Genomic DNA, 12,457 nt, shown 5'->3' with positions numbered 1-12,457 from the left:
CCTTCTCCTTATTAAGCCTGACCCGCGCGAGCCAGTACCGCGTTGAGCAACACATCAGTGCCCTGACGCACATCTTCGGGCAGCACATCTTCCGCTTCGTTATGACTCAAGCCGCCGACACAGGGAATGAACACCATGGCCGTCGGGCAAAACCGCGCCAAGTGAATGGCATCATGCCCGGCGCCACTGACAATCGATTGCTGAGCGTAGCCCAGACCGTCCACCGCCCGCTGCACCGCCGCCACACACTCAGTATCGAACGGCGTCGCCGGGCTGATCCAGTGCGGGGTGATAGTCACTGTCAAACCACGGCCCTCGGCGATGGCTTGCAAGCGCGCACGGACCTGCTGTTCCATGGCCTCTATGGCTTCGTCGCGGTGATGACGCAAGTCCACGGTGAAGTTCACCAGACCTGGAATGGTGTTGCGCGAAGACTTGGCAATACTCAGTTCGCCGACCGTGGTCAGGCCTTCAGGGACGAAATCCCTGGCCAATGCTTCCACTGCCAGAATCATCTGCGCGGCGCCGTAGAGGGCATCCTTGCGCAATGGCATCGGCGTGGTGCCGGCGTGGGCGGCCATGCCATCGACCCGCACGTCGAGCCAGCGAATCGCCTGGCCACCACTGACTACACCGATGCTCTTGGCGTTGTCTTCAAGGATCGGACCTTGTTCGATATGGGCTTCGAAGTACGCATCTACTGCACCACCCAACGGCCGTTCGCCGGCATAACCGGTGCGTTGCAGCGCCTCGGCAACACTGATGCCATTGATGTCACACACTGCCAGCGCTGCGTCCAAATCCATGATGCCGGTGAACACCGCCGAACCGAACATCGCCGGGGTGAAGCGCGCGCCTTCTTCGTTGGTCCACACCGCTACTTCCAGCGGCTTGCGGGTTTTGATGTCGAGGTCATTCAGGCGGCGCACCACTTCCAGGCCTGCGAGTACGCCGTACACACCGTCAAAACGCCCGCCTTCGGGTTGGGTATCGAGGTGGCTGCCCATCATCACCGGTGCGGCATCGGGGTCGGTCCCGGCGCGGCGGGCGAACAGGTTACCGATCGGGTCCACGCTCAAGGTCATCCCGGCCTCACGGCACCATTGGGCAAACAATTCGCGCCCGGCCTTGTCTTCTTTGCTCAAGGCCAAGCGGCAGCTACCGCCGCGTGCCGTTGCGCCGATTTCGGCCATGGCCATCAAACTCGCCCACAGGCGCTCGCCGTTGATTTTCAACATCAGTCATTTCTCCAAAAATAAGGGGTACTCAAGTGCCAAGGGCATTTCCAGGCGATCATCAGAACAACGGCAGGCTGTAGCTCACCACCAGACGATTCTGGTCCTGATCGCGAGAGGCTTCGCTACGTGATGCGCCATTGCGCCAGCCCATGGCCACGCCTTTGAGCGCGCCGCTCTGGATCACGTAATCGAGACTGAAGTCTCGCTCCCATTCCTTTTGATCCTGACCTGATGCGGTCTGAATCCCCGTGCCCGACAAGTACATGGCTGAGGCTTTGAGCCCCGGCACGCCAAGGGCTGCAAAGTCGTAGCTGTATTGAGCAAAACCGGTACGCTCTCCCGCGCGAGTGAAGTTCTGGATATAACGATCGGTCAACAGATACACGCTGGACCCCGACGCGCCTTTGTCCGGTATACCGCCCTGATTGAGCTGGACGAAATTGCTGTCCTTGGACACTTGTTGATAACCCGCCATCAGCGCATGGGCGCCAATGCCCCACGTGAAGGCCAGGCTCCAGGTATCGTTGTCGATTTTGCCGTTGCCATCCTTAGTGAAGCCGCTGGCCCGGTAGCCTTCGCTGCGCCCGGCAGCGGATGCGTTGGCACCGTCGGCCATAGTCTTGAAGTAGCGCAGGTCAGTTTTCAGCGAGCCAAAATCACCCAGCTTCAAGTCATGCACCAGACCGCCAAAGTGCTGTTGGTAATAATCCTCAAGATTGGCGTAGTAATACTGCGCAAGCAGCGCGTCGGTGATTTTGTAATCGGCCCCGGCAAAATTGAACTGATTGCTTTCCTGCGTCCCGCCCGCTACTGCCAAGCCGGTGCGGTCACTGGAACCGCGACCGGTCGCATGTTCGATATGGCCGCCCGTCAGGGTCAGATGCTCAAAGTCGTTGGAGACGATCTGCCCGCCTTCGAAGGTCTGCGGCAACAGCCGACCATCGTTGGCCACCAGAATGGGTAACTTGGGCGTCAATGTGCCATAACGCATTTCAGTCTTGGCAAAGCGCATCTTCGCCGTTGCGCCCAGACGCGCCCATTGCTCAGCGGCACCTTTACCGTCGTCCGGGATCATTGAGCTGCCCACATGGCGACCGTCACCGCTGTCGAGGCGAATGCCCAGCAGTCCCAAAGCATCAACCCCAAAACCCACCGTACCGTCGGTAAAGCCCGACTGATAATTGAGCATGAAGCCCTGGGCCCACTCTTCGGTTTTCGACGGGGCAGCGGTCCCGTCGCGATTATCGTTATTGTAATAAAAGTTTCGAACACCCAGTGTCGCGTGACTGCCTTTAACAAAGTCCGCCATGCTCAGCGGACTAAAAAGTGCACTTCCCATCATGGCCAGTGCCAAGGGTTTCTTATTCATCAAATAGAATTCCATAAAGTAACGATTGTCTTGGCGGGCAACTTTCTATTATTGATGAGTGCTCAATACGTGTGCCAACGGTTCACCGGCGCACAACCGCTCCATTAACTGCGGTTCAGCACGATCAGACGCCAGCGCCTGCTCGATAACTCCCGATGCTGTTTGCAGGTCGAGAAACAGCACGCCGTTGTCGTCAGCCAGCACCAGATCACCGGGGCGCACCACGACTCCCGCGCAATGAATCGGCTGATTGATCGGGCTGTCGCCACGGCCATGGAGCTTGGTGGTCAACAGGCTGGTGCCGCGTGCAAACACCGGCAGTCCGGCCTCGCGCAGTTCCAGCAAATCAGTCACCACGCCGTCCACAACAATCCCGACTGCGCCGGCGCAACGCGCAGCACAACTGGTGACCGCACCGACCGGCGCATGCCGCAGGTCGCCGCCGGTATCGATGACCAGCACATCCCCGGGCTGCAACAGTGCCAGTGCCTGGTTCACTGCGATGGCGTCGGCGCCGCGCAGGCTCAGGGTCACAGCGCGACCGACCAACTTGACGCCCCGCACCATGGCGCGCAGCTGAGAGTCGGCAAAACCGTCTTCAAGAAAGTGCCCGAGCGTGGGGAAACTCACCACGTTGAGCTGCTCGATCAAATGTGCCTGCTGCGCCTTATCCATGTTCCGGGGCTCCTTTGATCAATTCGGCCACACAGTCGATTTCCAACGACACGCCCCATAGCGCGACACACACGGTGGTTCGCGCCGGTGGCGCATGACCGAGCAGCTCGCGGTACACCTCGTTGAAGGGCTCCAATTGCGCGGGGTCGGTCAGATAGGCGTTGACCTTGACCAGATGACTGAAGCCGGACCCTGCTTCGATCAGGATCGCCTCCAGGTTGCGCAAGGTCTGGCGCACCTGTTCGGCAAAGCTTGCAGGCTGGTCGTCGAGCCCGCTCTGAGCCGGAATCTGCCCGGCGGTAAACACCAGATGGCCGCTGACCACCGCTTGTGAATAAGGCCCCACCGGACCGATGAAGCCGGGTGCTGACTGGATTCTGCGCATGCTGTGTGAACTCCGTAGGGATCAGGCCGCAGCCGATTTCAGGGGGGCGGCAGCGGGTTGGTCGCCGGCCAGAGCCGGGACTTCGCTGATGTCTTTTTTGAAGGTTTCGGTCAGCAGCAACAAAGCCACCAACGAGATCAACGCCGCACCGATCATGTACCAGGCAACGGAAGAGCCTTTGCCGGTAGCCGCGAGCAATGCGGTGGTGACAATTGGAGTCGCCGCACTGCCCAGCAGACCAGACAGCATGTAGCTGATAGACAACCCCGAATAACGAACGCGAGTGCCGAACAGCTCGGCGAGGAAGGTCGCAATCGGCCCGTAGTTGGCGGCGAAAGCGGTCATCAACAGCAGGTAGCCGCCGATCACCAACGGCAGTTCCTTGGTGTCCATCAACCAGAACATCGGGAACGCCACCAAGGCTTCAGCGACGATCCCGGCAACGATAATCGGCTTGCGTCCGTAGCGATCCGACAACGCCCCAAACACCGGCAGCATGACGATGCAATACGCACAGGACAGCAGCACCACACCAAGCATCACGCTGCGGCTGAAACCGAGGTTTTGCGTGCCGTAGGTCAGACCAAATGCAACGATGATGTTGAAGGAAGCACCGGTCGACATGGTGGCGATACCGCCCAGTACCACTTGCTTCCAGTATTTGCGAAAGACTTCGGCGACCGGCATTTTGACCTGAACCTCAGCCTCCTTGACCTTGTTGAAGGCCGGCGTTTCGGCGATGTTCAGGCGGATATACAGACCCACGGCGATCAACAACACGCTACCCAGAAACGGAATCCTCCACCCCCAGGCCAACAAGTCTTCAGGCGACAACCAGGCGGCAATCACCAGGAACGCCAGATTGGCGATCATGGTCCCGGCGGGAACCCCGATCTGCACCCAAGAACCGTACAGACCGCGCTTGTTGGCCGGCGCATGTTCCACCGCCATCAACACCGCGCCACCCCACTCCCCGCCTAGCGCCAGGCCTTGAATCACCCGCAACAGCAGCAAGAGAATGGGCGCCCAGATACCAATGGCCGCGTAATTGGGTAACAAGCCAATGGCGAAGGTCGCCGCGCCCATGGTCAGCAGCGAAATAAGCAGCATCGACTTGCGTCCAAGACGGTCGCCGAAATGCCCGAACAATGCCGCACCCACAATCCGCGCCAGGTAAGCCGACGCAAAGGTGCCAAAAGCCAGCAAGGTGCCGATCAGCGGGACAAAATCCGGAAAGAACACTTTGTTGAACACCAATGCCGAAGCGGTGGCGAACACAAACAAGTCATACCACTCCACCGTGGTGCCAATCACACTGGCGACCGCCACTTTCTTCATACTGATTTTAACTTCGGGCGGTGCGGGACACTTTTCCACAGACGATATTTCGCTCATCACTGTCTCCAGAGAGCTCTTCAAGAACTCGTTATTTAATTGTTCTAACTGGCAGTAAAACGTTTAAGGCGAGGATTATTTTTATAACCGGCTCGTCATAGCGAACCGGTTCGCAAGGCATTAGTTATATATATCCAACTTCGCTCAGCCGACAAAGTTATTCAGCTTACGATGTTATTCAATAGCCCAATGTCATATCCACGGTATTCAACAACGGCTCACCGGCATTCAAACGTCGAACGTTTTCCGCCACTTGCTCGGCAATACAGTCATGGGACGCCGCCGAAGCCATATGCGGGGTAATCGTCACGCCCGGGAGGCTCCAAAGCTTATGCTCCAGCGGTAACGGTTCGCGTTCGAATACATCAAGCAATGCGCCACGCAACTGACCACTGGCCAGTGCGTGTTCAAGCTCGTCGATCCGCAGATGAGCGCCCCGACCACAGTTGACCAGCGCTGCGCCGTGGGCGAGTCGGTCGAAAGTGGCACTGCCGAGAATGCCGCGGGTTTCAGGGGTCAATGGCAGCAAGTTGATCAACAATTCCACACCACCGAGAAATGCTTCAAAACCTTCAGCCCCGGCGAATGTCTGCACACCCGGCAAGTCCTTGTTGCCACGCGCCCAGCCACGCACCGAATAACCGGCGGCGGCCAGATCACTGGCGATGGCACTACCCAGCGAGCCAAGGCCCATGACCCCCACTCGGAACTGCCCGGCCGAACGTTGCAGCGGACGTTGCCAGACCTGCTCGCGCTGCTGTTGCAGCACTTGATCGAAGCCGCGGTGATAGTGAATCACCGCCCAGCGCACGTACTCGGTCATCCCTTGGCGATGGCCGGGATCAACTACTCGACACACCGGCAAATCAGGACACGACGGGTCGTGCTCAAGATGATCGACCCCCGCCGCCACGGAGTGGATGACTTGAAGGTTGTTCAATGCTCCCAGACTGCCGGGCAGCGGAAACCAGCACGCCGCCACCTGCGCTTGCGCCGCTGCCGGATCATCCATCAGCACTGCGTTTAGCTGCGGAGCAGAACGGGCAAATGCGGCTTGCAGTTGCTTGAGCAAGAGGCTGTCGCGTGACAGCAGGACCACCGTGTTCATGAGCAATAAGACTCGTGCTGGGATTCAATCAGGGTCAGGGCGGCCTCCCAGGCCAGATCGATGATGTTGTCGGACTCATCCCGATCGAACTGCTCGGCCGTGTGTGCGCAGACTTCCGGGGACGGGTAATGCAGCGCCGAACCACCAGCCAGTGCCTGGACCTGCGCCTGGCAAGCACGCTCCAGGAAATGAATTTCCTGGAAGGCCTGAGCCACACTGACGCCTCCAACCAACAGCCCATGATTGCGCAGGATCATCGCCCGATGCGGCCCCAGATCGGCAATCAGTCGCTCACGTTCGTCCAGCGACAACGCGATGCCTTCATAGGTGTGGTAGGCCAGCTTGCCGTAAAACTTCAGTGCATGCTGGCTGATCGGCAACAGCCCGTGCTTCTGGGCCGCGACCGCCATACCGGCGGCGGTGTGGGTATGGATCACGCAGTTCAAGTCCGGGCGAGCCATGTGAATCGCCGAATGGATGACGAAACCCGCCGCGTTGACTCGATGGTCGGCATAGGCCGGGTCGACGATTCGCCCCTGATGGTCGATACGCACCAGGTCCGAGGCGCGCATCCGGTCGAAAATCACTCCGTAGCGATTGATCAGGAAGTGATGTTCAGGCCCTGGGATGCGCAGGGTGATATGGGTATCGATCAGGTCAGTCATGCGAAAGTGCGCGACCATCCGGTACAGCGCCGCCAGCTCGCAACGGGCCTGCCATTCAACCGGACTAATGTGTTCAGGTTTGCTCACGAATACACCTCTTTAGGAGCGTGGGAGACGACCGGGTTGGCCCGCAACCGGGTCAGGCCGCAAACGCCGATCAAGGACAGGGTCGCCAGCAGCGTGAAGAACACCGCCAGCGGCAACCATTGTCCGGAAAATTTGCTCGCCAGCAGCGTGCCGATCAGCGGCGTGGTGCCGCCGGCCAGCGCGCAGGCCAATTGGTAGGCGATAGAAATGCCTGAGTAGCGCAGGTGCACCGGGAAAGCCTGGGTCATGTAACCGGCGATGACCGCGTACAAGGCCGAAAGGATCACCACCGCCAATGCGATACCGATGATCATCAGGAAAATGTTTTGCGTGCCGACCAACAAGAACATTGGGTACGGCGTGACCATGCACAGCAAGGCGACGAGTTTGAGAAAGCGGCCTTCGCCAATGCGCTCAGCCAATAGCGCAGAAAGTGGTTGGGACAATAGCTGGATGATAGTCACCAGAAACAGGCAGTCGAGAATCGTCGAACGAGCGATACCTTGATATTGGGTTACGTAGGTAATCATGAAGGTGTTGGTGAAGAAGAACCCGGCCGAACCGATGGTCACTGCCGCGGAGGCAAACAATATCTGCCGCCAGCAGGTGCGAATCACTTCCATCACCGGGTATTTGGCAGTCTTTTTGTTATCTCGTACTGCGGCAAATTCCGGCGACTCGTGGACCCCGGAACGGATCATCAAACCGACCATCATCAGCACGCCGCTGGCGAGAAATGGCAGACGCCAGCCCCAGGCCAGAAAGTCCTGCTGATCAAGAGACGTCACCAGACGGAAAGCAATCAATGCCAGCAGCAAACCTGCCGGACTGCCGAGCTGAGCGAAGGATGCGTAGAACGTCTTGCGATTGGCCGGTGCGTGCTCGCTGGCCATCAGCACCGCCCCACCCCATTCGCCGCCGACCGAAATACCCTGGATCAGTCGCAGCACAATCAAGCCGATCGGCGCCCAGATCCCGGCACTGGCGTAGCTGGGCAACAGGCCAATGCCCGCGGTGGCCAGGCCCATCAGTGCCATGGTCACCAACAGCATTTTCTTGCGGCCCAAGCGGTCACCCAAATGGCCGAACACCATGCCAGCCATAGGACGAGCAATGAAGCCAACCGCAAAACTGCCGAATGCGGCGAGCGTGCTCGTCACCGGGTCGCTGCTGGGGAAAAATACCTGCCCAAGCACCAACGCGGCCGCCGTCGCATAGATGTAGAAATCGTAGAACTCGATGGTGGTGCCAATAAAGGCTGCCGCCGCCGCTCGTCGCGGCTGAGGGGTGGTATGCATGCAAGGACCCTGTGTATTTATTTTTGGGCAGGTGCTGAAGGCTGAATACGGTTGCGCTCTGTGGCGCTTGTGAGCTTTATCGCCTTCGAGCTAGGATTAGTCAATTTTCAAATTCTTATCTTTACTATTAGCCCTGCTACTACTTGAGAAAATCATGCCCTCACCCACCTCCACCTCCAACCCATGGGTCGGCCGACGTTTTCTCAATGATCGGCTCGACTGGAACCTCTTGCGCACCTACCTGGTAATTGGTCAGGAAGGCAGCATGAGCCGCGCCGCAGCGCGCTTGCACATCACCCAGTCAGCAGTGAGTCAGGCGCTCAAACGTCTCGAAGAACAGCTTGAATGTGTGTTGATTGCACGCAGCGGAAGACGCTTCGACCTGACCGAAACCGGGGAAGAAGTGCTGCGCATCGCTGCAGATATTTACGGAGATATTTCACGGTTAGGGACGGTGGTGGAGAGTCGGCATGACGACCTGGTGGGCAAGATTCGCCTGCTCACCGTCAGCGGTGTCCAGTCGTCGCACTACGATGAGTTTCTGGCGGACTTCCATGTCACCCACCCGAACGTCGAGCTGGAAGTCGAAGTGATGGGCAGCTCGAACATCATCAGTTCGCTGCTGCAAAAAACCGCGACCGTGGGCGTAGGCTTGTGCCGGCTGGCACAGCCACGGCTGGAACAACGGGTGCTGTTTCGCGAGCGTTATGCGTACTTTTGTGGGCAACGTCATCGGCTGTTTGGACAGGAGAATCTGACACTGGAACAGCTTGCCGCCGAGAACTTCGTCAGCTTCACCAGCGATCAACTGGGCGGCAACCTTTCACCTCTGACGCTGTTTCGCGACCAGCAAGGATTTACGGGCAAAATCGTCGCATCTTCCACCAGTTTCGAAGAGATTCACCGGCTGATCTGCGCAGGATTCGGCATCGGCTGTTTGCCCATTCATCTGGTGCGCCGAGATGTCGAGCAGGGTCTGCTCTGGCGTCTTCCCCCTGAGGACGGAGTGGTGGATTTCGATATCCAGCTTCTGTGGAATCGCGAACAGCGAATGAGTCAGGCCGAGAGCGTGTTTCTGGAGAGCTTCCAGCACATGCTCAGCATTCGTGAGCAGGTGCTGTGAAGGACTAGCGGCCTGTGTGGCTAGCCTCAGACGTGTGGGTCGCCCGGGGCTTTGCTCGGGGCGGCGTATTGCGGCTTCAGGTGACCGTCCTGATCCAGCAGCCAGGCGTCCATGATCTGCCGCACCACGGGACCTGCGACACGACCGCCCGCCTCGCCGTTTTCAATCATCACCGAGATGACAATCTTCGGATGCTCCGCGGGGGCGAAGCCGACAAACAAAGCGTTATCACGATTGCGCTCCAGGGTTTTCAGACGGTTATAACGCTCGCCTTGTTTGATCGCGACCACTTGCGCCGTGCCGCTCTTGCCGGCAATTCGGTACTGCGCGCCAATAGCGGCCGCTCGGGCAATACCGCGCGGGTCGTGCATGACCATCTGCATACCGTGGTTGACTTGCTCCCAGTCACGCGGATTCTTGAGCAGAATGTTTGGCATCGGATGTTCATCCACTGGCGCTACACCGTCGATCGTTTTGGCCAGGTGTGGACGGTTCCACACGCCTTTGTTGGCAATCAGCGCAGTAGCTTGGGCCAGTTGCAGCGGCGTCACCTGCATATAACCCTGGCCGATACCGAGGATCACTGTCTCGCCGGGGAACCACGGCTGGCGGCGAGTGGCACGCTTCCACGCCTGAGACGGCATCAGGCCAGCAGACTCTTCGAACATGTCCAGTGAGACCTTCTCGCCGAGGCCGAACATGGCCATGTAATCGTGCAGGCGGTCGATACCCAACTTGTGCGCCAAGTCATAGAAGTAGGTGTCATTGGAACGCATGATCGCGGCGTCCATATCAACCCAGCCGTCGCCGCTGTGATTCCAGTTACGGTATTTGTGATCGAAGTCCGGCAACTGGTAATAACCTGGATCGAAAACCCGGGTCTGGGGCGTTACCACGCCAGTATCGAGCCCGGCGATTGCCACTTCCGGCTTGATCGTCGAACCGGGTGCGTACAAACCGCGCAATACGCGGTTGAACAGCGGCCGGTCGATGGAATCGTGGAGTGCCGCGTATTCCTTGAAGCTGATGCCGGTGACAAACAGATTTGGATCGAAGCTCGGCTTGCTGACCATAGCCAGCACCTCGCCGGTCGACGGATCGAGGGCGACTACCGATCCGCGTCGATCACCCAGAGCGTCCTCGGCCGCTTCCTGGAGTTTGACGTCGAGACTGAGCACGATGCTTTTACCCGGAATAGGGTCGGTGTGCTTGAGCACCCGCAGCACGCGGCCCTGCGCATTGGTTTCGACTTCTTCATAGCCGACATGCCCGTGCAGTTCGGATTCGTAAAAACGCTCGATGCCGGTTTTGCCTATCGATTGGGTACCGCGGTACTCCACCGAATCGAGGGCTTTGGATTCTTTCTCGTTAATCCGCCCGACATAGCCGATCGAATGGGCAAAGTGCGCCCCCATCGGGTAGTGACGAACAAACTGCGGCTCGACCTCGATACCAGGCAGACGGAACTCGTTGACCGCCAGCACGGCGATCTGCTCTTCGGTCAGCTCATAAAAGAGGGTAACGGGAACAAACGGATGCCGCGCCTGCTTCATCTCTTTGTCGAACAGGGCCCGATCTTCAGCCGGCAAGTGCAGCAGACTGACAATCGAGTCCAGCTCGCCCTTCAAGTCGGCGGCACGCTCACGGGTGATGGTCAAATTGAAGCTGGGACGGTTATCCGCCAGTACTACGCCATTGCGGTCGTAGATCAGGCCTCTGGTGGGCGTGATTGGCAGTACATGCACCCGGTTGTTTTCAGAAATCGTCGAGTGATAGTCAAATTCGACCACCTGCAGAAAATACATGCGGGCGACCAATGTGCAGGAAATGGCGACAACAAACAGCGCGCAAGCCATCAGCCTTTTATTGACCAGGCGCGTTTCTTTTTCGTGATCTTTGATCGTAATCGGTTCGGGCATTTCTACAGCGGCTCTTTGAATGGCTTAAGCAACGCTTCCTGCGCGTGAAATCAGTCCTTTTGAAAATGAGCTGCACCATACCAAAAAGTCCCCGGTCACTTTCGGACGATTTTCCTGAACGGTCCTCACCGGCGACAAATGCGACCGCTGGCGGGGAAGGTGCGTGTTATCTCGAGCGCTAATTCGTGCGTTCCCTTCAAGATTCTTGTTCCTATTCATGCATTTTTCTCCCGGTTGACCCAATGGATACTTTACCCCTGTCATCCATCTAACCGTCTTGCCTTGAGCGAGGCACAGGAGCCATTAATGCATCCTCGTTTTCAACGATTGCTCGGCATTACCCGAAATATCATGCTCGGAACCGCGGCAGTGGTATTGCCCCTGCGCCAGCCCTGGCTGACGCTCAAGGCGGCCAATAGCGTCGACGAACTGAGTGACGGCCGCCTGCTACTGGGTGTCGCGAGCGGCGATCGTCCCATGGAATATCCATTGTTTGGTGTGGATTACGGTCAACGCGGGAAAATCTTCCGTGACGCCGTCGAGCTACTGCACAACCAGGGCCAAGGCCATTTGCCTGAAGGCGCTCGCCTGTTACCAGAGCGCGAAGAACCCGTGCCGTTACTCGTGGCAGGGTTGGGACAACAGTCGCCCGCCTGGATCGGTGAACGCATGGATGGCTGGCTCGCTTACCCGGGCACCCCGGACGAACATCGTCGGCGTGTCGGGCTGTGGCGGGAAGTAGGTGGCGATAAACCCTACATCAGCTTTGTACACCTGGATCTTGCAACCAACCCACATACACCAATGCAGCGTGTGCGTTTTGGTGGACGTTGCGGGCGCCAAGCGTTGATTGATGAGCTTCAAGCTCTGCGTGAAGCCGGTGCACAGCACGTTGGCCTACATCTACGACGCAGCGAGAGACCAGTGGCCGAAGTGATCGAAGAGATTGCTGAACACGTTCTGCCAAAGTTTCACGATGCGTAACTGAGTATGCCGCTTGGGGTTGGACACAAGGCGCGGGTCAGTAAGGTATTGAGTTGGCCCGCCGCCGCCCACTTTTCTTGCGCTCAAAACAAAACCCCTACCTGCAGATGCAGATAGGGGTTTCGGAAGTTAATCTTGACGATGACCTACTCTCACATGGGGAAACCCCACACTACCATCGGCGATGCATCGTTTCACTGCTGAGTTCGGG

General features: G+C 58.3%; 11 protein-coding genes. 2 read left to right on the top strand and 9 right to left on the bottom strand.

Annotation, left to right across the window (positions count from 1 at the left end; genetic code table 11):
• Positions 1 to 11: 11 nt before the first annotated feature.
• From ACN1C3_RS22395 to ACN1C3_RS22360, 8 genes are all read right to left on the bottom strand, one after another.
• On the bottom strand, positions 12 to 1,238 hold the full coding sequence (locus ACN1C3_RS22395) for a Zn-dependent hydrolase (RefSeq protein WP_419117935.1): 1,227 nt from the start codon (positions 1,236 to 1,238) through the stop codon (positions 12 to 14).
• Positions 1,239 to 1,296: 58 nt separating this feature from the next.
• Positions 1,297 to 2,607 (bottom strand): OprD family porin, encoded by a 1,311-nt coding sequence (locus tag ACN1C3_RS22390; protein WP_419117934.1) that lies wholly within the window; start codon positions 2,605 to 2,607, stop codon positions 1,297 to 1,299.
• Between the two features lie 48 nt (positions 2,608 to 2,655).
• Complete coding sequence (locus tag ACN1C3_RS22385; protein ID WP_419117933.1) at positions 2,656 to 3,282, bottom strand: RraA family protein; 627 nt, start codon at positions 3,280 to 3,282, stop codon at positions 2,656 to 2,658.
• Positions 3,275 to 3,667 carry a RidA family protein gene (locus tag ACN1C3_RS22380; RefSeq protein WP_419117932.1) on the bottom strand — a complete coding sequence of 131 codons (393 nt, stop codon included), beginning with the start codon at positions 3,665 to 3,667 and terminating at the stop codon, positions 3,275 to 3,277. Before ACN1C3_RS22380 ends, ACN1C3_RS22385 begins: the two co-directional genes overlap by 8 nt.
• 21 nt (positions 3,668 to 3,688) lie before the next feature.
• Complete coding sequence (locus tag ACN1C3_RS22375) at positions 3,689 to 5,062, bottom strand: MFS transporter (protein ID WP_419117931.1); 1,374 nt, start codon at positions 5,060 to 5,062, stop codon at positions 3,689 to 3,691.
• A 178-nt stretch (positions 5,063 to 5,240) separates the two neighbouring features.
• The gene (locus tag ACN1C3_RS22370; RefSeq protein ID WP_419117930.1) at positions 5,241 to 6,170 is read right to left on the bottom strand and encodes a 2-hydroxyacid dehydrogenase; all 930 of its coding nucleotides are present in this window, start codon (positions 6,168 to 6,170) and stop codon (positions 5,241 to 5,243) included.
• On the bottom strand, positions 6,167 to 6,922 hold the full coding sequence (locus ACN1C3_RS22365; RefSeq protein ID WP_419117929.1) for a class II aldolase/adducin family protein: 756 nt from the start codon (positions 6,920 to 6,922) through the stop codon (positions 6,167 to 6,169). The genes ACN1C3_RS22370 and ACN1C3_RS22365 overlap by 4 nt, the downstream gene beginning before the upstream one ends.
• Positions 6,919 to 8,220, bottom strand: coding sequence for an MFS transporter (locus ACN1C3_RS22360; RefSeq protein WP_419117928.1), 1,302 nt, complete (start codon positions 8,218 to 8,220; stop codon positions 6,919 to 6,921). The genes ACN1C3_RS22365 and ACN1C3_RS22360 overlap by 4 nt, the downstream gene beginning before the upstream one ends.
• A 154-nt stretch (positions 8,221 to 8,374) precedes the next feature.
• Here ACN1C3_RS22360 and ACN1C3_RS22355 point away from each other — a divergent pair, with 154 nt between their 5' ends.
• On the top strand, positions 8,375 to 9,343 hold the full coding sequence (locus ACN1C3_RS22355) for a LysR family transcriptional regulator (RefSeq protein ID WP_419117927.1): 969 nt from the start codon (positions 8,375 to 8,377) through the stop codon (positions 9,341 to 9,343).
• Positions 9,344 to 9,369: 26 nt separating this feature from the next.
• Here ACN1C3_RS22355 and mrdA read toward each other — a convergent pair whose 3' ends face one another.
• On the bottom strand, positions 9,370 to 11,262 hold the full coding sequence (gene mrdA / locus ACN1C3_RS22350; protein ID WP_419117926.1) for a penicillin-binding protein 2: 1,893 nt from the start codon (positions 11,260 to 11,262) through the stop codon (positions 9,370 to 9,372).
• Positions 11,263 to 11,568: 306 nt separating this feature from the next.
• Between mrdA and ACN1C3_RS22345 the strand changes: the two genes are divergently transcribed.
• The gene (locus ACN1C3_RS22345; RefSeq protein WP_419117925.1) at positions 11,569 to 12,246 is read left to right on the top strand and encodes an LLM class flavin-dependent oxidoreductase; all 678 of its coding nucleotides are present in this window, start codon (positions 11,569 to 11,571) and stop codon (positions 12,244 to 12,246) included.
• The last annotated feature ends 211 nt before the right edge of the window (positions 12,247 to 12,457 follow it).

Source organism: Pseudomonas sp. H11T01, from assembly GCF_048515765.1.
Classification (GTDB): Bacteria; Pseudomonadota; Gammaproteobacteria; order Pseudomonadales; family Pseudomonadaceae; genus Aquipseudomonas.
The sequence above is the reverse complement of the archived record's forward strand: the minus strand, read 5'-3'. Positions and strand labels throughout refer to the sequence as shown.

Bases quoted from the DNA above. Each gene is read 5' to 3' on its own strand.
- ACN1C3_RS22395 (WP_419117935.1), bottom strand. From the start codon at position 1,238: ATGTTGAAAATCAACGGCGAGCGCCTGTGGGCGAGTTTGATGGCCATG.
- ACN1C3_RS22390 (WP_419117934.1), bottom strand. From the start codon at position 2,607: ATGAATAAGAAACCCTTGGCACTGGCCATGATGGGAAGTGCACTTTTT.
- ACN1C3_RS22385 (WP_419117933.1), bottom strand. From the start codon at position 3,282: ATGGATAAGGCGCAGCAGGCACATTTGATCGAGCAGCTCAACGTGGTG.
- ACN1C3_RS22380 (WP_419117932.1), bottom strand. From the start codon at position 3,667: ATGCGCAGAATCCAGTCAGCACCCGGCTTCATCGGTCCGGTGGGGCCT.
- ACN1C3_RS22375 (WP_419117931.1), bottom strand. From the start codon at position 5,062: ATGAGCGAAATATCGTCTGTGGAAAAGTGTCCCGCACCGCCCGAAGTT.
- ACN1C3_RS22370 (WP_419117930.1), bottom strand. From the start codon at position 6,170: ATGAACACGGTGGTCCTGCTGTCACGCGACAGCCTCTTGCTCAAGCAA.
- ACN1C3_RS22360 (WP_419117928.1), bottom strand. From the start codon at position 8,220: ATGCATACCACCCCTCAGCCGCGACGAGCGGCGGCGGCAGCCTTTATT.
- ACN1C3_RS22355 (WP_419117927.1), top strand. From the start codon at position 8,375: ATGCCCTCACCCACCTCCACCTCCAACCCATGGGTCGGCCGACGTTTT.
- mrdA (WP_419117926.1), bottom strand. From the start codon at position 11,262: ATGCCCGAACCGATTACGATCAAAGATCACGAAAAAGAAACGCGCCTG.
- ACN1C3_RS22345 (WP_419117925.1), top strand. From the start codon at position 11,569: ATGCATCCTCGTTTTCAACGATTGCTCGGCATTACCCGAAATATCATG.